Here is a 20,192-nt window from a genome sequence, read left to right on the forward strand (position 1 = left end):
CTCCCTGTCGGGCAGGAGTTTGCTTCGGTCCGCGATGCAGCGAGCATGAATATGTCGAGCATAGCCTTGGTCGAATATCGTCGGTTGGCTTCTGCGCGGGTATTTCGCCGCCTCGCTTCGTTTGGTCTGCTCCTACCGGCGCTGCTGCTGCTCTTCCTATTCTTCTTCATCCCGATCGGCTACATCCTATTCAACTCGGTGAATAATTCCGAGGTGCGCACCGCGTTCCCGCGTGCCTCGGTCGAGGCAGCCAGGATCGTGACCGGTAAACCGGCGCACCCGGCCTTCTACGACGCGCTTGCCGAGGATTTTTCAACGTTGAAGGATACGCGGGCTTTGGGCGAGGCCGCGCGGCGTCTCAACTACGAGGTAGTGGGGTATCGCACGGTTGTACTCAAGACAGGCCGGACCTTCGGTAGTCGGCCGGCGGGCCGCGGCGACAATGCGGCCCGTTTCGCGGAGATCGACGAGCGCTGGACCCAGCCCGACTTCATTGCGGGGTTCACGCGCGCCACGCGCCTGCTGACTCCTTATTATTTTCTCCGCGCACTGGACATGCGCGAGGACGACAGTGGCGACGTCGTTCGCGTGGGAGAGGATGTCCGCGTCTTCGTGGCGACGCTTCTGAGAACCCTTGAGATAAGCGGCTCGGTGACGATCCTCTGTCTCCTGATCGGATACCCGCTCGCGGGCTGCCTCGTCATCCTGCCACGCGGCTTGTCGGCCCTTCTGCTGTTCTCGGTGCTCGTTCCCTTCTGGACCTCCATCCTCGTGCGGACGAGTTCGTGGATTGTTGTGCTCTCCAAGGAGGGCATCATCAATTCAACGCTGCTGAAGCTCGGCATCATCACCGAACCCATGCAGCTCGTCTTCAACCGGACAGGGCTTTACATCACCATGGTGCATGTCATGCTGCCTTTCATGGTGTTGCCGATCTACAGTGTGATGCGGTCGGTGCCCAAGACTTATCTTCGAGCCTCGCTCTCTCTAGGCGCGCACCCGATTCTGGGATTCTGGAAGGTTTTCGTACCGCTCACGATGCCCGGCATAGCCTCGGGTTGCCTCATGACTTTCATCATCACGGTTGGGTACTACATAACGCCGACACTGGTAGGTGGGCCGAAGGAGAACATGATCACCTACTTCATCGCGTTCTTCGTCAACGATACCATCAACTGGGGGATGGCCGCCGCGCTAGGAACGATGCTGCTGGGCATTGTGATGGCGCTGTATTTCACGATCGGAAAGGTTGTCGGAATTCACCGCATTGTTGGACTGAAATAGGATCCAGCCCAGATGCTCCGTACCGTGGCGACCATCTATGCCATTGTGATGATGGTGTTCTTTCTCGGACCCATTCTCATCGCACTGCCACTTTCCTTCAATGGCGCGGGGTTCCTTTCCTACCCCATCAATCCGTTTTCGCTCGTCTGGTACGAAAAGATCCTGGCACCGGTTCCCTGGCTAAGGGCTTTCGCAAACAGCCTTTTCGTGGGGTTGAGCGCGACACTGATTGCCACCGTCCTCGGCGTCGGAGCCGCGCTCGCTCTTTCGCGAAAGGATCTGCCCGCGAAACGCCTGTTCCTTGCAATCATCATCGCGCCGATGATCGTGCCGAGCATCATCCTGGGGCTCGGGCTCTATTTCGTGTTCAGCCAATTACAGCTCAACTCTACTTATCTCGGCGTCATCATCGCCCATTCCGTCGTTTGTCTGCCTTTCGTGGTCATCGCCGTGAGCGCGCAGCTCCAGACCTTCGACGTAGGCCTCGTTCGGGCATCCCAGAGCCTCGGCGCGGACAATTGGAAAACCTTGCGCAGCGTCGTGCTGCCCATCATCGCGCCCGGCGTAATTTCGGGTGCGATCCTTGCCTTCGTCCATTCCTTCGATGAGGTGGTGATGGTGCTGTTCATAGCGGGGCCGCAGCAGCGGACACTGCCCCGGCAGATGTTCGACGGCATCAAGGACAACATCGACCCTTCGATCTTCGCGGTCTCAACGGTCCTGTTCGTCTTTACGACGACACTGATGATCCTGGTGAACCGGCTGTCAGCCCGCAAGCCATAGCAGTCGGGCTGAAGGGCCAAGCTGGAGGACGTTCACCACATCGTCTACTCGGATGGCACCGTCAGCATAGACTCTGACGTCCTCGTTCCATCAGACATGTGATGAACCACAATCCCATGGGACAGCAGCGCGGCGGCACCAGACGGGACGAACGCGGATGAGCACACAACGACTGATGCGCAGCGCGCCCGTGCCAATGCGGGGCACCGCATACTCATTGCCTTTGATCGTGCACCCGGCGAGCGCGAAGGTACCGTAGACCGCCAAGACCTTGATCGGTGGGTCGACGGCATGATCTAGGAGGCGCGGAAGGCGCGACGAATGAATGTCGTCTATTCCTACATCGGGCGCTCTCTTGCGCATTCCGCCGCCAAAGACGGCCTGTGGCCGCAGATCGCCATTGCCGAAGTCCTGGAGCGCCTCAAGTCGAGCGCGAGCTCGCGGTCGAACGCTCCAATATGCGCGGCGTCTACACGAAGGCCATGTACGAAGGTGGTAAGCAGGAGCGCGAACTCGCACAGCAATACCGCGACTGGGCGGCACGGCAACCCGGCGCGCATGTACGCACCCGAGCACTGCTGAACGCCATCGCGAACGATTGGGAGCGCGAGGCGAAGCAGGCGGACGACGCCGCCAAAAGAGACAAACTTCGCTTCGACTAGCAACGCTCGGGTTTTTGATCTGTGAGTTGACTGGGGAGCCACATCTACATGTCGCCGTGGTTTTTACCCGCTCGACGTTGCTCTGCGCGAGGTTCCTCCGCGTTCCTCATTCTTCCTTCCAGCTCCTGCATTTCCCTTGCTTTCCCCGTTGAGGTCGACGCATGCCGCCGAGATGTTGTTGACCCATGCCCCGCGCCGTTCGCGGTGATCGCAACCGAGGCTAAGACCCTAAGACGGAGGACTTGTTCGTGTCGCGTGACCGGGAGACCGAAGCCCTGCAGCGCATCAATCCGGACACAACGGCTTACGCGACTGTTGCGGGTGAGATCGGACCGGCAGAGTTCGAAGCCTATCTCGCCCATCTGGTGCATCTCGATCTTCCGCTTCCGGCAAAGATCGAATTGATCCGCGCGTTGCAGAAAATCATGCAGAGCTTTGTCGACCGCGCCTTCGGCGACGATCCAGCACAGCTTGCGCGCGAATCCAAAGGTGATGCGAACTAAGCCAATATTCGTTCGAGCTCTGACGTGGTAGAATTGGCTGAAGGGAACTCCCGCAAATTGGACCTACTCGCTGGCTACTTCCGGCGTGATGCCGAAGTACCAAGTCGGAAGGAGATCGAGGAATGAGTACCTCCTCAGCCCCAACAAGAGCTCTCATCTATTGCCGCGTATCGAGCGCGAAGCAGGCGAGCGAAGGGCACGGCCTGGATTCGCAAGAGATGCGGTGCCGGCAGCATGCCGAGCAGTCCGGGTATGAGGTCGAGGCGGTCTTTCCGGACGATGTGTCTGGCGGCGGCGACTTCATGAAGCGGCCCGGCATGGTCGCTTTGCTCAGCTATCTCGATGCGCAACGCGAGCGCAAGGACTACGTCGTTATCTTCGATGACCTGAAGCGGTTTGCGCGCGATACCGAGTTCCACATCCAGCTGCGGCGCGCATTCCAAAAGCGCCGCGCTCGCGTCGAGTGCCTGAACTTCCGTTTCGACGACACGCCGGAAGGCAAGTTCGTCGAAACGATCTTCGCCGCACAGGGCGAGCTCGAGCGTGAGCAGAACCGCCGCCAAGTGATCCAGAAGATGCAGGCGCGTGCCGCTCGTGGCTATTGGGTGTTCTATCCACCGATCGGCTATCGCTACGAACGGGTCGCTGGTCACGGCAAGCTGCTGGTACGCGTCGAGCCATTGGCAGCGATCGCCAAGGAGGCGCTTGAGGCTTATGCCAGCGGCAGGCTCGAGACCCAGTCAGAGGTGCAGCGGTTTCTCGAAGATCAACCGGCATGGCCCAAGGATCGGCACGGCGGCGTGCATCCTGAGCGCGTCGCCGAATTGCTCGCACGCTCTGTCTATGCCGGATATATCGACTATCCGAAATGGGGATTGAACTACGTCCCTGCTCACCACGAGCGACTGATCTCGTTTGAGACCTGGCAGGCCATTCAGGATCGGCGGCGTGGCGCGGCAAGAGCGCCGGCGCGCAAAGACCTCAGTCGCGACTTTCCTCTGCGAGGCTTTGTTGCCTGCGCCTGCTGCGGCGAGGCGATGACGGCTTGCTGGTCCAAAGGACGGAGCCGCAGCTACGGGTACTACCTGTGTGATTCGAAGGGTTGTCCTGAATCGCGGAAATCTTTTCGTAAAGAAGCCGTCGAGGGCCAGTTCGAGGCCATGTTCACAGTGCTCGTTCCCACTCGGGAGCTGCTCGATCTGGCGCTCACGATGCTGCGCAATTGTTGGGACGCCCGCGTCGCCAAGGGGCGTCAGCAGCTCGCGTCGCTGCAGGAGAGCTTGCGCGACATCGAGCGCAAGATCGATCAGTTGCTCGATCGGCTGATGGAATCGAGCGGTGCGTCTGTGATCGCCGCTTGCGAGCGCCGTGTGCGCGAACTCGAATCGCAGAAGGCGATGATCAGCGACCGCATCGCTGCATGTGGTAAGCCCCAGGCTTCGTTCGAGGAGACTTATCGAACCGCCCTGAGATTTCTGAGAAACCCCTGGAAACTCTGGCATTCCGAACGCATTGAGGACCGCCGCGCGCTGCTGCGACTGGTGTTCGCCGAGCGTCTGGTATATGCCCGTGAAGAGGGCTATCGAACCGCCAAAATCTCTATGCCATTCAGGCTGTTAGGCAAAGTAAATTTGGGCAAAACCGGAGTGGTGGAGCCGAGGGGAATCGAACCCCTGACCTCTTGAATGCCATTCAAGCGCTCTCCCAACTGAGCTACGGCCCCGCCGCGCGATCGCGCCGCTCCCATGGGGTTGCGGCTTGGGTAGGTGGCGATCGGCTCGGCTTAACTAGTGCGCTCCGCCCCCGGGCGCAAGCAAAACTTGGGCTCCCTCGGGAAGTGCCCCGAACGCCCTTCAGCGTACCCCCAGCTTCTTCTGCAGACTGGAGGAGGACGTCGTGTACTGGAAGAGCAGCTTCTTGTCGGGATAGACGATCCGGTGGGCCGCCTGGGACATGAGGGCGGCCTCGTGGAAGCCCGAAAGGATGAGCTTGAGCTTGCCCGGGTACGCGTTGATGTCGCCGATGGCGAAGATGCCCGGCACGCTCGTCTCGAACTTCTCGGTATCGACCGGGATCAGGTTCTCCTCGAGGTTCAGGCCCCAGTCCGCGACAGGCCCGAGCTTCATCGTCAGGCCGAAGAACGGCAGCATCCGCGTGCAGGCGACCTGCTCCTCGCCTTCCTTGGTCTTGACCGTGACGCGCTCGAGGCGGCCGTCCGCACCGTGGAGCGCGGTCGCCTGGCCGATCAGCAGGCGCATGGCGCCGCTCGCGACGAGCGCGCGCATCTTGTCGACGGAGTGCGGGGCCCCGCGGAAGTCGTCGCGACGATGCAGCAGCGTCAGGCTGCGTGCGATCGGCTGAAGGTTGAGCGTCCAGTCGAGGGCGCTGTCGCCGCCGCCGACGATCAGCACGTCCTGATCGGCGAAGTCCTTCATCCGGCGGACAGAGTAGAAGACCGATGCCCCCTCGTAGGCCTCGATGCCCTCGAGTGGCGGACGCTTCGGCGTGAAAGAGCCGCCACCCGCAGCAATGACCACCACCTTGGCAACGAAGACCTGCCCGCGGTCGGTCGTGAGGCGGAAGCGGCCATCTGTCTCGCGCGAAAGGGCATCAATGCGCTGGCCGAGGTGGAAGGTCGGGCCGAACGGCTTGATCTGCTCCATGAGCCGGTCGGTCAGCTCCTGACCCGTGACCACCGGAAGCGCGGGAATGTCGTAGATGGGCTTCTCGGGATAGAGCTCGGCGCACTGCCCGCCGACCTTGTCGAGGATGTCGACGACATGGGACTTGATATCGAGAAGCCCGAGCTCGAACACGGCAAAGAGGCCGCAGGGGCCGGCGCCGATGATCAGCGCGTCGGTCTCGATGAGGGCGCCGGTCTCGTCGTCGCCCGCCTGGAGGGGATTGGTGTCGCTCATCACATCCTCGCGTTCATGCCGAAGCGGCGGACCCTGCCGCCGACAATCGACCTCATTCTCAACAGCTCGAACGGCGACGCGTAAGCGCCCTGGGCGCCGTCGCCGTCCTCAGAACTGCTTGCTCGGCACCTTGACGACGAGCCCGTCGAGCTTCTCCGAGATGCGGATCTGGCAGCTCAGCCGGCTCTCCTCGCGGACGTCGAAGGCGAAGTCGAGCATGTCCTCTTCCATTTCCGAAGGCGGGCCAACGGCCTCGCGCCACTCCGGCTCCACATACACGTGGCAGGTCGCGCAGGCGCAGGCGCCGCCGCATTCAGCCTCGATGCCGGGCACGTCCTCGGTCTTGGCGGCCTCCATGACCGTCAGCCCCGGCTGGGCCTCGACCTCCTGACGCGTGCCATCCTCTTGAACGAATGTGATTTTGACCATCGTCTGTGCTGGCTCCTGACGCCAGCCCTTCTGGCGCGCGGTTGGTGGTCATTCAGGCCGAACCCCGCACAAATAGCCTCTGAAGACGAGGGATCGCCTTGACTTCGAGCACGTCACGCCGGGGGAGACTGGGCGGACATAGCCGCTCGCGACCGCGATTTCAAGCCAAGCCGGGGCCTGATGGTTGCCTGCAGCCGCGAGCCTGGGTTGCATGGGCCGGCCAGAGATCCAGCCAGAGAAAAGCCCCGGAAAAAGCCCGTCAAGTTGCCGACTTCGCTACTTCCCGCTCCGTACGCGGTACTCCTGGTAGAAGGTAATCAGCATCGTGACGAGCATGAAACCGACGGCCGCAAGAAAAATACCGCGATAGAAGCCGTGGTCGAGCAGCCAGGCATAGAACATCGGCCCCAAAAGCCCGGCGAAATTGAAACCCGTCGAAACAATGCCGAACACCCGCCCCTCGGCGCCGGCGGGCGAAGCGGCCCGCACCAGCATGTCCCGCGATGGCGCGATGATGCCGAAAAGGAAGCCGGCCGCCGTCATCACGCCGACCAGCACGACCTGCGGCAGATTGACCAGGGCCACCAATGACACGAGCACCGCCGACATCAGGAGCGCCAGTGACGCGACGATGCCGTGCCGCCGCGTGCGATCGGCCAGGATGCCACCCGCGAGCACACCGAGTGAGCTCGCCAGCAGGAAGCCGGTCAGCGCCGCGCTGGCCATGGGGAGGCCAATGCCGAAGCCGGCCGTGAGCGCGGAAACCGAGAAATTCTGGATGCCGCCGGTGCAGAGGTTGAGCAGCACGAAGAGCAGCATCAGCGAGAGCACGGTGGGCGTCACCAGCCCCCTGAGCCCGCCAACGGGTGCGACGCCGGCCGTCTTCGTCGTGCGGGCGGGCGACGGCTGCCCCTCCTCGGCAGGGCTGAGCGCCAGCAGTCCTGCTACGACAAACGCGAGGCCCCCCGACATCGCGAACGCCAGCGGCACGCCCCCGAATGCGGCCGCCGTCAGCAGTATTGCCGGGGCGACAGCACCGCCGATGAACCCCGCAAATGTATGGAAGGAGAAGGCGCGCCCCATCTTCTCGCCGCGAATGCCGCGCGAGAGCATGGCGTAGTCCGCGGGATGATAGACGCCGTTGGCAAGGCCCGCGCTCATCATCGAGAGGATCAGGAAGACGTACGACTTCGTGAACGCCAGGGCCACGAAGCTCGCGCCGCCGAGCATCAGGCCAGCCACCAGCATACGCGGCGCCCCCAGTCGGTCCGTCAGGAAGCCGAGCGGCGTCTGCACGAGCAGCGAGACGAGATTGAAGGCCGTAATCGCAAAGCCGAGCTCGATGAAGCTCACGCCGAGATGGCCCGGCAGCAACGGGATCAGCGCCGGCAGCGTCATGATGTGAAAATGGCTGACGAAATGAGCGGCCGCTACTTGCCCGAGCAGCGTTGCCTCATGCCGTTCCCATTTGCGTGCCGATGCGACTGCGGTCACGGTTCAGCTCGATCCGGTTGCCAGGTCCCATGATGGGAAGCGGACCACGACGCGCGAACAGCAATACCTCGAGGCGCGAAGGCAGGCCCGAGCGGGTCGCAATTGAGGTCCGACGCTCTAGTGCATCGTATACAATCCTCTCCCGGTCAAGATGATGCACGGCCGCGTCCGAGGCTTGCCCCGCCTGCCTCGGCGCTCTGGCGATGATCACGAGGAGATGGATTGTCGGCCTTGCGCGCGGCGAAGCCTTTCAGCCGTAGGCCGCCGCAGGCCACGTCTCAGGCATAGGGGGAAGCGACACCGAACAGGGGATGGCGCACCGGAGCGGGCGACCGATGCGGCGCACCGGCAAAATCCGCCAACTGCTGCCCGATCGGCACGGTCATGAGGCCGCGCCGCTGGAGCTCGGGAATGATCAGGTGCAGGCTGGCCGCGGCCGCTCTTCCGGCCCCCTTGGAGATGGCCCCTCCGACGCCTGACAATCCATCGTGCAAAAGGATGATCGAGCCCGGCCTCACCCGCTCGAGCACATAGTCGGCAATGATCTCGGGGTCGCTCTCCGCATAGGGAGGCGCAACGTCCCATCCGACGAGCGCCTCTATCGAGCCCAATCTCGCCCGGTCGCGCATGTCCCATCTGAAATGACCGTAGGGCGCCCGAAAAAGTTTGGGCCGCGCGCCAAGGATCTCCTGCAAGGTCCGCTGGCACTGCAGGATCTCCCGGGCGAGGAGCCGCGGCGAAACCCGATGCAGATCCCGATGGTGCTGAGTGTGGTTCCCGATCTCGTGCCCGTCCGCCTGGATCTTTCGCACGATATCCGGATAGCGGCGCGCATGATCGCCGATCACGAAGAAGGTGGCTTTGGTGTTGTATTGGGCGAGCGCCTCGAGAAGCTCGAACGTCGTGTCGGGCCGAGGGCTATCGTCGAAGCTGATGCTCACATGAGGCGATGCATCGAAGCGACGAACGACGCTGCATCCGAGGCACATCAGCTCGTCGAACTCGATGCCGAACGCGCGCCTCGCGATCCCCCGGACGGGGCGCACCAACGCACTCCACGCCAAATCATTCATGACGACCCAATCTACAAACGCGGAAACAAACAATCGTCGCCCAGTGTCCCGATTCCGAAGTTCGCCCCACCTCGATGCTGGCGTCCCGAGCGAACTTCGGAATCAAAAGGGACACTGGAAGCATCTTCTTGCTGGTGTGATTCAGATCGAGAAATTCGCTCGATGCGGTGCCACGAAAGGTGGCGAATTTCTCAATCATCACACCAGCCGGACAAAAACCGTCCGGAAGAGTGGATCTACAATGCTATCGCAAGCCCGACACGGGCCCAAGCCGCTTTGCCATGCACACCCCATCGCGGCGCCCACGCGTGGCAGGAAAGTAACAGCCGAGATCAGCCATGCGCACCATTGGCCTTGGCGTGGCAGCTCGCGGCGTTGACCTCGGGCGCGAGGTTGATGGCCGGATTGCCGTCGAAGAACCCGAACGGCATGAGCTTGAAGCCCGTCATGACGCAGGGCTGCACGGGAAAGTCCTCGACCCGCACCGGATGGTGGAGACCGAAGACGTGCCAGAGCACGATGTCCGTGTTCTCGATCGGGCGATCTTTGGCCACGAAGGAGCGAATATCTCCCGAGCCATCGGAGTGATTGACGAAGTCGCCGGACGGGTAGCGCTCCTCGCTGTCGAACGCCGTCACCCAGACGTGGTTCTGCGTGAAGCCCATGCGCTGTCCCGAAGGCGAGTCCGGATGCACGAACGGCGTCACGCAGTGCGGGGCGTGCAGCTTGTAGCCGACCGGCGTGCCGGCGCGATTGCGCTTGTTCGGATTGATGACCTTCCAGTAGCGCATTGACGCGGGCTCGGAACGTCGCGCCGCCGCGCTCTCGCGCTTCAGAACCGTCTCTTCCTCATAGAAGGCATTTCCATACGGATTGGCCGGCCCGAGCGGTTCCGCGTACGTGTTGCACTCGACGAAGCTGTTGCGATCCCCATCGACGGCCATGTCGAGCCGCGCGCAGAGAATGTGCTGGTGGATATGGCCCATGAGCCCCGGCGCCACTTCGCGCGCATACTTCCCGGGCTGGCCGGGAACGCAGGCCGCCGTGTTGATGACGCCCGTCGCCTTCACCTCATGCTCGATCGTGCCGTCGAGGTAGAGATACCAATAGAAGCCGTACTCGTAGTTGCCGACCGTGCAGATCGTCGAGACCACGAGGCGGCTGCCGCGGCGGGACTCGACCCGCTCGGTGCGGAAGTCGGTGTGCTTCCAGACGAGCCCCGCATCCTCCTCGTGCACGCAGATGGCGTTCTCGATCGTCCAGGGCTCGCCGTCGATCTTGTTGAGGTGCGCATCGATGTAGTGAATGACGCCGAGGCAATCGCATCCGAGCCGCAGCGAGTTGGCGAGCTTGCCGACGCCGTACTCGCCGACATCGAACACGTTCTTTCGGAAATGCCCGCCCTCCGGCGTACCGTAAGGCACCGTCATCTCGACGATCGAAGCGCGGTGAACGACCGGACGGCCGTTGAACCGCACATCATGCAGCGTCAGTGCCTCGCGCGCATTGAAGCCCACGACGAGCGACCAGTTGCGCCATTTCAGGCTCGGGCCGTCGAAGGAGAAATTGACGCCCTCGGGCTGCACCACGTTGATCGGCTTCGCCGGCGGCTGGAACTCGGTCAGGAACTCGCGCTCGTAGTTGTACTCGGTCATCGGGATCGGCGTGACGCCGTAGTCGTCGATGCGAATGACCTTGCCGCTGTTGAGATCGATGACGGCATTGAGGCCCTCGATCGGGTGCGCATAGAAGGCCTCGTTCTTCCTCAAGCGCAGCCAACAGAAGACGTGGCACAGAAAGCGCCCCTCCTCGCCGGGTATGCTGAACGAGCCCGCCGACCAGGGATCGACGCAGACCTGCTCCATATCCGTGATGCCGCGCTTGGCGCACGCCGCGATGAATCCGGGATCGGCGCGGACAAGGCCCTCGATGACCAGGAACTGCTCGAGCTGGATCATGGGGCGCTGACCGTCCAGCACCTTGCGCGAGAGCACTTCGCCGCTCGCGAGATCGACCGTCATCTTGGTCACGCTGACCTTGCGCGCGCTCGAGACGTTCACGCGGGCACGGCGACGTATCGGGCTTCCCGGTTTGAAAGCGCGGACCTCCTCCTTGCTCGGCTCGAGCAGCTCGATGGTCTCGAAGCGGATCGCATCCTCGTAGGACGGATTTCGGCGGACGATGTCCGCGACGCGGCGGATCTCGTCGGGGCTCAGCGGTTGGAGCGGGTGCCTGATTTCAGACCCCGTGGGGCGGGCGGACGTCGAGCAGCAACTCTGCGATGCCGTTTGCAGGTCGGACATAGTACGCACCTCCTCGATCAGCACTTCCCGAGTGCCTTGCGGATCCTCCGGTAGCTGAGGGCAGTGTGCGGGCCAGGAGAGCCAGAGGCAAGCGCAAGGAACTGGCCGACGCTGCCGAATTTGGAGGCGGCCCTCCTTCGCTGAAGCTTCGGAGGGCATCCTGCTTCGCCCCAGAAGACGCCCCAATCCTGCGAAGCTCGGAGAGCGAAGCAGGATGGCCTGCCACCCGAAGCCCGAAGGGCGTTAGGGTGGCTCGCCCATCGATTTGCGCATCTGCGTCCCGAGGTCTACCACTGTATGAAAGGCATTCAGCGGCTGGTGATTGCGGCATGGGTTTCACGAGTAGTCGTCCGGGACTGACACCGGAGGAGGCCGTCGATCGGCTGGAGCGCGATCACGCTGCCGCGTGCAGGGCACTCCGCGATGCGCTCTCCCGCTACGCCACGAGCGGCGTCGTTCCGACCTCCGATGAGCGCGCTTCCTTCCGCTATCCGGAGCTGCGCGTGGATTGGCAGCCGAGCGAGGCCGTTCCCTTTACCCGGCGCGCATGGGCAAAGTTCCAGGTCCCCGGCATCTACGCCACCACCGTCACGCAGCCGGGCTTTTTCCGAGGCTATCTGCTCGAGCAGCTCCGGCCGCTCGTTGCCGAATTCGGCGCGCATATCGACGTGCGCTCGAGCGATCAGGAGATCCCCTATCCTTTCGTGACCGAGGCCGGCGACGAGTTCGTTCACGGCAAGCTGTCCGTCGCCGAGCTCGCACGACATTTCCCGACGCCGCTGCTGGCCAACGTCGGCGACGAGATCGCGGACGGACTATGGCAGTTCGAAACGGGGCGCCCGCGCCCGCTCGCCTTGTTCGATGCCGTGCGTGTCGATTTCTCCCTGCGCCGCCTCACGCACTACACCGGCACCGATTGGCGCACGATCCAGCCTTGGATCCTCTTCACCAACTACCAGCGGTACGTCGACCAGTTCGTGGACTGGAGCCTGAGCGAGCTCCGCCGGCCGGACAGCCCCTATGCCGAGCTGGTGTTGCCAGGCGGCAGCAGCATTCGCCGCGGCGCAGACGCGCAGTCATCCATCGCGGCCGCGGCGGCCACACCTTGGCACCGCTACCAGATGCCCGCCTACAATCTGCTGCGCGCCGACACGGCGGGCGGCATCACGCTGATCAATATCGGCGTAGGCCCTTCGAACGCCAAAACCGCGACCGACCATCTCGCAGTGCTGCGGCCCCACTGCTGGCTCATGATCGGCCATTGCGGCGGCCTGCGGCAGTCGCAGACCATCGGCGACTATGTCCTCGCCCACGGCTATCTGCGGCGTGACCGCATTCTCGACGATCAGGTGCCGCTCGAAGTTCCGGTGCCGGCGCTCGCCGAGGTGCAGGTGGCTTTGCAGGAGGCCGCGGCGCACGTCACCGGCGAGCGCGGGGAAGCATTGAAGCGGCGCCTGCGCACCGGCACGGTGGTCAGCTACGACGACCGCAATTGGGAGCTCCGCTGGTCACAGGAGCGCCGCCGCATCAATCTCGGCCGCGCCATTGCCGTCGACATGGAGAGCTCAGCCCTCGCGACGCAGGGCTATCGGCTGCGCGTACCCTACGGCACGCTGCTGTGCGTCTCGGACAAGCCGCTGCATGGCGAGATCAAGCTGCCGGGCGCGGCGACGAGCTTCTATCAGCGCGCGGTCGGCGAGCATCTGAAGATCGGGCTCGCGGCCGTCGATCTCCTGCGCGGGCAGCTCAATACGCTGCACTCCCGCAAGCTCCGCAGCTTCGACGAGCCCCCATTCCGGTAGGTTTCAATCCTGCGAAGCTCGAAGAGCGAAGCAGGATGGCCTGCCACCCGAAGCCCAAAGGGCAGTCTCCCTGCGCTGCTGCGCAGCTTCGGGAGATCACCCTACGCCCAATCCATGTTTTTGCGTGGCGTGCCACCCGAAGCCCGAAGGGCGCAGGGTGGCGGATGGGGAGGGATTCGAACCCCCGGTGGGCGTGAACCCACGGCGGTTTTCAAGACCGCTGCCTTAAACCACTCGGCCACCCATCCGTCGGGGCGCACTCTAGTCGAAGCGCCCGACAGGCGAAATCGCGAACCGCCATCAGCACCAAACCGCACTGGAAAACCTGGCGATGCCGCAAGCCGCCTTCAGTTGTGATCTTCGGGAAGAACGGGCACGGGATAGACCTCGACGCCCTCCTCCTTGAGCTCGGCCACCTCTTCGGGTGTCGCCTCGCCATGGATGCCCCGCGCCGGCGCTTCCTCGTTGTGGATGCGCCGTGCCTCCTCCGCAAAGCGCGGTCCGACATAGTCGGATTTCGACAGCATCTCGTCACGGAGCTGACGCATCTGCGCGAGGAGCTTGCGCTGCTCGCCATTGAGCATGTGCTGCGGCTCGCGCGCAGGAACGGGCACAGGCGCTGCAGGTGCTTCGACAGGGACGGAAGCCTTGCGGCTCCGCGAGCGGGCGACGCGCGGCGCCATGATGGCCTTCTTGACCTCCGCCGTACCGCAGAACGGGCAGGTCACCTGCTTGCGCCGCACCTGGGCGTCATACCCCTTGCTGGAGCTGAACCAGGCCTCGAAGGTGTGTCCCTCGGCGCAATTGAGTTGATAGCGGATCATCATCACCTCTCGAGCCGGGTCTCGCAGCACCCAATGGCGCGCGCCCTCGGCTACGTACTGAACTCCCCGCGCAGGCTGGCACCCGCACGCGCGCCGACCGGCACGAACGTCATAGAAGAACACCAGTTTCCGTCAAGAGTGGACCAACAAAGCATCAATTCCTGGGAGCGTGGTTTACGATCCCATAAGAGCATATTACACCGCCCGGCATGGGGTCCGCAGGCCTCAAATGGCCGCAATCTGCGTGCTTCCCCTTGCCGCTCGGGCATCAAATCGCTAATTGACGGCAGCGCTTCGCAGGCCGACATGGCGATTCATGTTGCCGGGATAAGCGCGCCGACCCTCCAGGGGAACCGACATGGGCTACAAGGTCGCCATCATTGGTGCCACCGGCAATGTAGGCCGGGAAATGCTGAACGTGCTCGCCGAACGGGAATTCCCCGTCGACGAGGTCTATGCGCTTGCCTCGCGCCGCTCGGTCGGCGTCGAAGTGACGTTCGGCGAGAAAACGCTCAAATGCCAGGATCTGGAGACGTTCGACTTCTCGAAGGTCGACTTCGCCCTGATGTCGGCCGGCGGTACCGTCTCCAAGGAGTGGAGCCCGCGCATCGGCGCAACGGGCTGCATCGTCATCGATAATTCCTCGGCGTGGCGCTACGACGTCGACGTGCCGTTGATCGTGCCCGAGTGCAACGCCGACGTGCTCGTCGAGTACATGGCGCGCAAGAACCGCAAGAACATCATCGCCAATCCGAACTGCTCGACGGCGCAGATGGTGGTGGCCCTCAAGCCGCTGCACGATGCCGCGCGGATCAAGCGCGTCGTCGTCTCGACGTATCAGTCGGTTTCCGGCGCCGGCAAGGAGGCCATGGACGAGCTTTGGGCCCAGACCAAGGGCAAGTACGTCCCCGGCCAGGAATATGAGCCGAAGAAGTTCCCGAAGCAGATTGCCTTCAACTGCATTCCTCAGATCGACGTCTTCATGGAGGACGGCTACACGAAAGAGGAATGGAAGATGCTGGCCGAGACCAAGAAGATCCTCGATCCCAAGATCAAGGTGACGGCCACCTGCGTGCGCGTGCCCGTCTTCGTCGGCCACTCCGAGGCCGTGAACCTCGAATTCGAGCGGCAGATGACGGTCGCCGAGGCGCGCTCCATCCTGCGCGAGGCTCCGGGGATCATGGTCGTCGACAAGCGCGAGCCGGGCGGCTACGTGACGCCGGTCGAGGCGGCAGGCGAGTTCGCGACCTACGTCTCGCGCATCCGCGAGGATGCGACCGTCGAGAACGGTCTCGCCATGTGGATCGTGTCGGACAACCTGCTCAAGGGGGCGGCGCTCAACACGGTCCAGATCGCCGAGACGCTGGTGAACCGCAAACTGCTCGCCAAAGCAGCCTGAGCCTGAAGCATCTTTGGATCTCGAATGCGACTTTGAGCCCGCATCAAACCGGGGGTCGCATTCGAGGTCCGACGCTTCAGCTACTCGCGCCGGTCCGCTTCCTTGTTGCTCGGCGTGAGGAGCGCACTCACGATCGACTTGAGATCCTCGACCAGCGTCGCCTGCTGCCCTGCCGAGAGTACGGCCAGGATGCGCGCGTCGACGGCCTCGACCTTGGGGCGTGCCGCCGCGAGAATGCGCGTGCCCTCGTCGGTGAGCTTCACGGCATAGGCACGGGCGTCCTCACGCGTCCGGCGGCGCTGCAGCAGCCCCTTCTTAAGCATCCGGCGAACGATGTCGGCGAGCGTCGAGCGGTCGATGCCCGTCAGCTCGACGAGGTCCGTCTGGCTCAGCCCCTCGTTCTGGGCGACCGTCAGCAGGACGGCGAACTGGCGCGGCGTCAGGTCGAGATTGGCCATCTCGCTGGCAAAAATATCGCCGGCGCACTGGCCGGCCCTGTGCAGCAGATGGATAGGCGATCGCACGAGAGCCGCGGGCTCGGCCATCGGAGCATTCTGACGCGTTTTTTGTTTCATCTGAGTGATCGCCGTCATCGTGAAGGTCCCTTTGAACGGACTCGCTGCATTGCCCGAAGCCATCGGTGTGAGCGGACACCGCTGGTAGATTATTGTTACGGAACAAGCACTCGCGCCTCGTCCACGCCAAATGCGCGCCGGAGAGGTCCCGATGGGCGAATCCATCGCACAGGATAGAAACAGATCTATCCGATCAGATCAAATACGAACTGCTGTCATACAGGGACTAGGTCTGCGACCCGTCGTCCTGCGTGTCGAGGCCGTGGCGATGAATGAGGCCGACCTGCAGCATGGCGAAGATGACTGTGATGGGCAGAATGCCGAAGACCTTGAAGCTCGCCCAGGTCCCCTCGCTGAAGTTGCGCCAGACGATCTCGTTGAGCACGGCCATGGCGAGGAAAAAGCCGATCCAGCGGTACGTGAGCTTGCGCCAGCCGTCCTCCGTCAGCCGGAATGCCTGGCCGAGCAGGAGCTGAAGGAAGTTCCGACCCGTGAGCAATCCGCCGCCCAGCGCGATGGCGAACAGCAGATTGACCATCGTCGGCTTCATCTTGATGAAACGGGCATCGTTGAGCCAGAGCGTCAGCGCGCCGAAACCCACGACCAGAACGGTGGTCAGCACCAGCGTCGCCGAGATATGGCCGAGCCAGACCCGCGAGACGATCATCGAGACGACCGTCGCCGCCATGAGCACCGCCGTCGCGACGTAGATCCCCGCGGCCATGTAGGCGGCAAAAAACAGGAGCAGCGGCGCCAGATCGACAAGGAGCTTGGCGAACTGCTTGCTGTCGGTTGCCGGGGGCGAAGCGCCATGGCCATCGCGGGGAGCATCGACGCTCATCGTGTATCTCCTCAGCCGTTCAGCGGCGCATGAAGGCGTCGCCGGCGCACGGGCGGGCCATATAGTCGGCCCCTATGGCCCCGGCACGCCATCACAGCACGCTACTGGTTGCCGGGCTTGTTCTCCACGGGGATGCGATAGCGCTGCAGCACGCGCACCTGCCACCAGAGATAGATCGCCGTCATGGGCATCACGACGAACAGCTTGAACAGGATCCAGACATCGACGCCGGTAAAGAGCCGATTGAGAGCCCAGAACTGAGTGTGCTCGAACCCGATGCGCACCGCCTCGTTGCAGGCGGCCGTCGCGAGGAAGAACCAGGCGAGGTTGGCCGTCAGCTTGTTCCAGCCTTCCTGGGTGTAGTGGAACGTCGTCCCGAAGACGAAGCGGAAGAAGTTGCGGTCGGTCTTGAGGCCCCACCAGAGGAGCGCCGCGACGAGCGTATTGAAGAGCGTGACCTTGATCTGTACCCACTTGGGGTCGCCCGTGATCAGCGTCAGCACGCCGAACGTGATGCTCACCGCGCCCGCTATGAACGGCATGACCGGCGGACGGCCCAGGATGGCCAATGTCGCAATGAGTGCGATGAGCGTCGTGCCGATCAGCGCCCAGGTGCCGGCCGCGATACCCCAGATGCCGTTGACGAGAAACATCGCCACCAGCGGTCCCATCTCACCGAGGATGTTGACGGTCTGGATTCGGTTGAATGGATAATGCTTCGTCAACCACCCCATGAACCGCGTCCTAGCCCTTGCTTCCTCGCTCAGATGGCGCCCCAGAAGATGGCAGCCACCGTTGTCATTGTCGCCGCGACTGATTAACCGACCGCAATAGCCCGCGCAAATTCCTTGGGATCGAAGGGTTGGAGATCGTCCGCGGCTTCGCCGACACCGACGGCGTGCACGGGCAAGCCGAAACGCGCCGAGATGGCGACGAGGATGCCACCCCGCGCCGTGCCGTCGAGCTTCGTCATGACGAGCCCGGTCACGCCTGCTCTGTCCTTGAATACCTCGACTTGGGAGAGCGCATTCTGCCCCGTTGTCGCATCGAGCACCAGGAGGACCGTGTGCGGTGCAGTAGGGTCGATCTTGCGCAGAACACGGACGACCTTCTCGAGCTCGTCCATGAGCCCCTGCTTGTTCTGCAGCCGCCCGGCCGTATCGATGAGAAGGACGTCGCTCTTGGCCTCCTGCGCCGCCTTGAGCGCGTCGAAGGCAAGACCCGCGGCATCGGCGCCGACCTTGTGGGCGACGACGGGCGAGCCCGTACGCTCGCCCCAGATCTTGAGCTGGTCGATGGCGGCCGCGCGGAAGGTATCTCCCGCCGCCATCATCACCGAGCGCCCCGCACGCTTGAACTGCTGCGCGAGCTTGCCGATCGTCGTCGTCTTGCCGGCGCCGTTGACGCCGACGACGAGGATGACGTGCGGTTTGTGTGACGTATCGAGCACGAGCGGCTTGGCCACCGGCACGAGAACGCGCTCGACCTCCTCGGCCAGAACGGTGCGCACGTCCTCCTGCGAGATGCCCTTGGCATAGCGACCCTGGGAGAGCGTCGTCGTAATGCGCGACGCCGTCTCGACACCGAGGTCGGCCTGGATGAGCACATCCTCGAGATCATCGAGCGTATCGATATCGAGGCGGCTCTTCGTGAAGAGGCCGGTGATGCCCTCGGAGAGCTTCGACGATGTCTTGGTGAGGCCGGCCTTGAGGCGCGAGAACCAACCGCCCTTCTGCGCGGGGGCGGGTTCCGCTTTCGCATTACTGTCGGGAGACGGGGCTTCGACGACAACCACGGAAGCCGCCGCGGCCGGCTCTACGCGCGCATCTGCGGCTGCAGGCTCGGGTTTGGCCTCAGGTTTGAGCTCTGGCTTCGTCTCGACTTCAGGAGCGGGCTGAGGCGCAGGCGTTTGCGCGCCGCCGAACAGGCGCCCGAACAAGCCGCGCTTCTTCTCTTCCGGTGCGCTCACGATCCACCTTTCGCCCAGAGCCGCCGACCGTCATGGCCGCCTGCGCGTACCTGAACGATATGGCCAACCGGGTGCGTATCGGCAAGGCGCACCTCGGTGAAATCCTCCGCGCGGCCGAGCCCCGGCTTCTCGATAAGTACCGATAATTCACGGCCGATCTGTGATCCGAGGTGGCGCTCTGTGGCGCATTGTCCCGCAGCCCGCAGGCGCTCGGCGCGCGCCTTCACCATCGCCCGATCCACCTGCGGCATGCGCGCCGCCGGCGTCCCCGTGCGCGGCGAGAATGGAAAGGCATGGATGCCCGCGAGACCACAGCGCTCGACGAGATCGAGCGTGTTGGCGAACATGGTCTCCGTCTCGGTCGGGAAGCCGGCGATCAGGTCGGCGGTGATCGCGATGTCGGGCCGCAAACGCCGCACTTCATCACAGAAGCGGATGGCATCATCGCGCAGGTGGCGGCGCTTCATGCGCTTGAGGATCATGTCGTCGCCGGCCTGCAGCGAGAGATGCAGATGCGGCATGAGGCGCGGCTCGCTCGCGATGGCCTCGATCAGCTCGGCATCGGCCTCGATGCTGTCGATCGACGAGATGCGCAGGCGCTTGAGCTCGGGCACGAGGCGCAGAATGCGCCGCACGAGACTGCCGAGCCGCGGCGTCGCCGGCAGGTCCGAGCCCCAGGACGTAAGATCGACGCCCGTCAGCACGACCTCGGCATGGCCTGCCGCAACCAGCGAGCGGATCTCGGAGACCACAGCGCCCGCCGGCACCGAGCGTGAGGGCCCGCGCCCATAAGGAATGATGCAGAACGTGCAGCGGTGATCACAGCCGTTCTGGATCTGCACGAAGGCGCGCGCGCGGCTGCCGAAGCCCGTCTCCAGATGCCCCGCCGTCTCACGCACGGACATGATGTCGTTGACGGCGACGCGCGGGCTGTCGCCGGTCGCGAGCGCCGTCCATGTCTGCGCGGCAACCTTCTCGCCATTGCCGATCACATGATCGACCTCGGGCATGGCGGCGAAATTCTGCGGCTCGATCTGCGCCGCACATCCCGTGACGACAATGCGCGCCGAAGGATTTGAACGCCGCGCCTTGCGGATGGCCTGACGCGCCTGGCGCACGGCCTCGGCCGTCACCGCGCACGTGTTGATGATGATGGCATCGCCGAGGCCCGCCGCAGCCGCATGGCCCCGCATGACCTCGGACTCATAGGCATTGAGCCGGCAGCCGAGCGTGATGATCTCGACACCATCGACCGAACTGCGCGCAGGCTCGCTGTCGAATGCCTCCACGGCATCCTCGATCGGCGCGGCGATGGCGGTGGTGTCCTCCATGC

18 protein-coding genes and 2 tRNA genes are annotated in these 20,192 nt (G+C 63.6%); 7 read left to right on the forward strand and 13 right to left on the reverse strand.

Features of this window, described 5'->3' with window-relative positions:
* The first annotated feature begins 51 nt into the window (after window positions 1-51).
* The 5 genes from CS1BSM3_RS08640 (at window position 52) to CS1BSM3_RS08660 (ending at window position 4,917) form a co-directional block, all read left to right on the forward strand.
* Complete coding sequence (locus CS1BSM3_RS08640) at window positions 52-1,284, forward strand: ABC transporter permease (RefSeq protein WP_174263654.1); 1,233 nt, start codon at window positions 52-54, stop codon at window positions 1,282-1,284.
* A gap of 12 nt (window positions 1,285-1,296) precedes the next feature.
* Window positions 1,297-2,067, forward strand: a complete 771-nt coding sequence (locus CS1BSM3_RS08645; RefSeq protein ID WP_072386576.1) for an ABC transporter permease — start codon at window positions 1,297-1,299, stop codon at window positions 2,065-2,067.
* 458 nt (window positions 2,068-2,525) lie between these two features.
* Entirely contained in the window at window positions 2,526-2,729 is a 204-nt protein-coding gene (locus CS1BSM3_RS08650; protein ID WP_072386577.1) for a hypothetical protein, read from the forward strand.
* A 248-nt stretch (window positions 2,730-2,977) separates the two neighbouring features.
* Complete coding sequence (locus tag CS1BSM3_RS08655) at window positions 2,978-3,232, forward strand: hypothetical protein (protein WP_143149112.1); 255 nt, start codon at window positions 2,978-2,980, stop codon at window positions 3,230-3,232.
* A gap of 122 nt (window positions 3,233-3,354) precedes the next feature.
* Window positions 3,355-4,917: a recombinase family protein gene (locus CS1BSM3_RS08660; protein WP_072386761.1), complete on the forward strand. Its 1,563-nt coding sequence runs from the start codon at window positions 3,355-3,357 to the stop codon at window positions 4,915-4,917.
* Here CS1BSM3_RS08660 and CS1BSM3_RS08665 read toward each other — a convergent pair.
* The 6 genes from CS1BSM3_RS08665 to CS1BSM3_RS08690 all read right to left on the reverse strand — a co-directional run bounded on the left by CS1BSM3_RS08665 (window position 4,880) and on the right by CS1BSM3_RS08690 (window position 11,449).
* A tRNA-Ala gene (locus CS1BSM3_RS08665) sits at window positions 4,880-4,955 on the reverse strand. The two genes, CS1BSM3_RS08660 and CS1BSM3_RS08665, sit on opposite strands and share 38 nt — an antisense overlap.
* A 130-nt stretch (window positions 4,956-5,085) precedes the next feature.
* Window positions 5,086-6,150 carry an NAD(P)/FAD-dependent oxidoreductase gene (locus tag CS1BSM3_RS08670; protein WP_072386579.1) on the reverse strand — a complete coding sequence of 355 codons (1,065 nt, stop codon included), beginning with the start codon at window positions 6,148-6,150 and terminating at the stop codon, window positions 5,086-5,088.
* Window positions 6,151-6,258: 108 nt separating this feature from the next.
* Complete coding sequence (locus CS1BSM3_RS08675) at window positions 6,259-6,579, reverse strand: 2Fe-2S iron-sulfur cluster-binding protein (RefSeq protein WP_072386580.1); 321 nt, start codon at window positions 6,577-6,579, stop codon at window positions 6,259-6,261.
* Between the two features lie 276 nt (window positions 6,580-6,855).
* A complete protein-coding gene (locus CS1BSM3_RS08680; protein ID WP_210188751.1) occupies window positions 6,856-8,073 on the reverse strand; it encodes an MFS transporter in 1,218 nt (405 codons plus the stop codon).
* A 278-nt stretch (window positions 8,074-8,351) separates the two neighbouring features.
* On the reverse strand, window positions 8,352-9,146 hold the full coding sequence (locus CS1BSM3_RS08685) for a polysaccharide deacetylase family protein (RefSeq protein ID WP_083528444.1): 795 nt from the start codon (window positions 9,144-9,146) through the stop codon (window positions 8,352-8,354).
* Window positions 9,147-9,478: 332 nt separating this feature from the next.
* Window positions 9,479-11,449 carry a primary-amine oxidase gene (locus CS1BSM3_RS08690; RefSeq protein ID WP_083528445.1) on the reverse strand — a complete coding sequence of 657 codons (1,971 nt, stop codon included), beginning with the start codon at window positions 11,447-11,449 and terminating at the stop codon, window positions 9,479-9,481.
* 329 nt (window positions 11,450-11,778) lie between these two features.
* Between CS1BSM3_RS08690 and CS1BSM3_RS08695 the strand changes: the two genes are divergently transcribed.
* Window positions 11,779-13,251 carry an AMP nucleosidase gene (locus CS1BSM3_RS08695; protein WP_072386582.1) on the forward strand — a complete coding sequence of 491 codons (1,473 nt, stop codon included), beginning with the start codon at window positions 11,779-11,781 and terminating at the stop codon, window positions 13,249-13,251.
* Between the two features lie 158 nt (window positions 13,252-13,409).
* Here CS1BSM3_RS08695 and CS1BSM3_RS08700 read toward each other — a convergent pair.
* Together CS1BSM3_RS08700 and CS1BSM3_RS08705 are read right to left on the reverse strand one after the other, a co-directional pair.
* Window positions 13,410-13,499, reverse strand: a tRNA-Ser gene (locus CS1BSM3_RS08700).
* 99 nt (window positions 13,500-13,598) lie between these two features.
* On the reverse strand, window positions 13,599-14,078 hold the full coding sequence (locus CS1BSM3_RS08705) for a DUF1178 family protein (protein ID WP_348532894.1): 480 nt from the start codon (window positions 14,076-14,078) through the stop codon (window positions 13,599-13,601).
* 355 nt (window positions 14,079-14,433) lie between these two features.
* Between CS1BSM3_RS08705 and CS1BSM3_RS08710 the strand changes: the two genes are divergently transcribed.
* On the forward strand, window positions 14,434-15,474 hold the full coding sequence (locus CS1BSM3_RS08710) for an aspartate-semialdehyde dehydrogenase (RefSeq protein WP_072386583.1): 1,041 nt from the start codon (window positions 14,434-14,436) through the stop codon (window positions 15,472-15,474).
* An 80-nt stretch (window positions 15,475-15,554) separates the two neighbouring features.
* Here the strand turns inward: CS1BSM3_RS08710 and CS1BSM3_RS08715 are convergent, their stop codons facing one another.
* From CS1BSM3_RS08715 to mtaB, 5 genes are all read right to left on the reverse strand, one after another.
* Complete coding sequence (locus CS1BSM3_RS08715; RefSeq protein WP_072386765.1) at window positions 15,555-16,019, reverse strand: MarR family winged helix-turn-helix transcriptional regulator; 465 nt, start codon at window positions 16,017-16,019, stop codon at window positions 15,555-15,557.
* Between the two features lie 256 nt (window positions 16,020-16,275).
* Window positions 16,276-16,890: a septation protein A gene (locus CS1BSM3_RS08720; protein ID WP_072386584.1), complete on the reverse strand. Its 615-nt coding sequence runs from the start codon at window positions 16,888-16,890 to the stop codon at window positions 16,276-16,278.
* A 101-nt stretch (window positions 16,891-16,991) separates the two neighbouring features.
* Window positions 16,992-17,624: an inner membrane-spanning protein YciB gene (locus CS1BSM3_RS08725; protein WP_072386585.1), complete on the reverse strand. Its 633-nt coding sequence runs from the start codon at window positions 17,622-17,624 to the stop codon at window positions 16,992-16,994.
* Window positions 17,625-17,707: 83 nt separating this feature from the next.
* Window positions 17,708-18,859: a signal recognition particle-docking protein FtsY gene (gene ftsY, locus CS1BSM3_RS08730; RefSeq protein ID WP_072386586.1), complete on the reverse strand. Its 1,152-nt coding sequence runs from the start codon at window positions 18,857-18,859 to the stop codon at window positions 17,708-17,710.
* Entirely contained in the window at window positions 18,856-20,190 is a 1,335-nt protein-coding gene (gene mtaB, locus CS1BSM3_RS08735; RefSeq protein ID WP_083528446.1) for a tRNA (N(6)-L-threonylcarbamoyladenosine(37)-C(2))-methylthiotransferase MtaB, read from the reverse strand. Before mtaB ends, ftsY begins: the two co-directional genes overlap by 4 nt.
* Between the last annotated feature and the right edge of the window lie 2 nt (window positions 20,191-20,192).

The sequence above is a fragment of the Hyphomicrobium sp. CS1BSMeth3 genome (genome assembly GCF_900117415.1).
Classification (GTDB): Bacteria; Pseudomonadota; Alphaproteobacteria; order Rhizobiales; family Hyphomicrobiaceae.

Coding starts and splice junctions, on each gene's coding strand:
- CS1BSM3_RS08675 (WP_072386580.1), bottom strand. CDS start 6,579: ATGGTCAAAATCACATTCGTTCAAGAGGATGGCACGCGTCAGGAGGTC.
- CS1BSM3_RS08725 (WP_072386585.1), bottom strand. CDS start 17,624: ATGGGGTGGTTGACGAAGCATTATCCATTCAACCGAATCCAGACCGTC.
- CS1BSM3_RS08695 (WP_072386582.1), top strand. CDS start 11,779: ATGGGTTTCACGAGTAGTCGTCCGGGACTGACACCGGAGGAGGCCGTC.
- CS1BSM3_RS08640 (WP_174263654.1), top strand. CDS start 52: ATGTCGAGCATAGCCTTGGTCGAATATCGTCGGTTGGCTTCTGCGCGG.
- CS1BSM3_RS08670 (WP_072386579.1), bottom strand. CDS start 6,150: ATGAGCGACACCAATCCCCTCCAGGCGGGCGACGACGAGACCGGCGCC.
- CS1BSM3_RS08685 (WP_083528444.1), bottom strand. CDS start 9,146: ATGAATGATTTGGCGTGGAGTGCGTTGGTGCGCCCCGTCCGGGGGATC.
- CS1BSM3_RS08720 (WP_072386584.1), bottom strand. CDS start 16,890: ATGAGCGTCGATGCTCCCCGCGATGGCCATGGCGCTTCGCCCCCGGCA.
- CS1BSM3_RS08690 (WP_083528445.1), bottom strand. CDS start 11,449: ATGTCCGACCTGCAAACGGCATCGCAGAGTTGCTGCTCGACGTCCGCC.
- CS1BSM3_RS08660 (WP_072386761.1), top strand. CDS start 3,355: ATGAGTACCTCCTCAGCCCCAACAAGAGCTCTCATCTATTGCCGCGTA.
- CS1BSM3_RS08650 (WP_072386577.1), top strand. CDS start 2,526: ATGCGCGGCGTCTACACGAAGGCCATGTACGAAGGTGGTAAGCAGGAG.
- CS1BSM3_RS08715 (WP_072386765.1), bottom strand. CDS start 16,019: ATGGCCGAGCCCGCGGCTCTCGTGCGATCGCCTATCCATCTGCTGCAC.
- CS1BSM3_RS08710 (WP_072386583.1), top strand. CDS start 14,434: ATGGGCTACAAGGTCGCCATCATTGGTGCCACCGGCAATGTAGGCCGG.
- mtaB (WP_083528446.1), bottom strand. CDS start 20,190: ATGGAGGACACCACCGCCATCGCCGCGCCGATCGAGGATGCCGTGGAG.
- CS1BSM3_RS08645 (WP_072386576.1), top strand. CDS start 1,297: ATGCTCCGTACCGTGGCGACCATCTATGCCATTGTGATGATGGTGTTC.
- CS1BSM3_RS08705 (WP_348532894.1), bottom strand. CDS start 14,078: ATGATGATCCGCTATCAACTCAATTGCGCCGAGGGACACACCTTCGAG.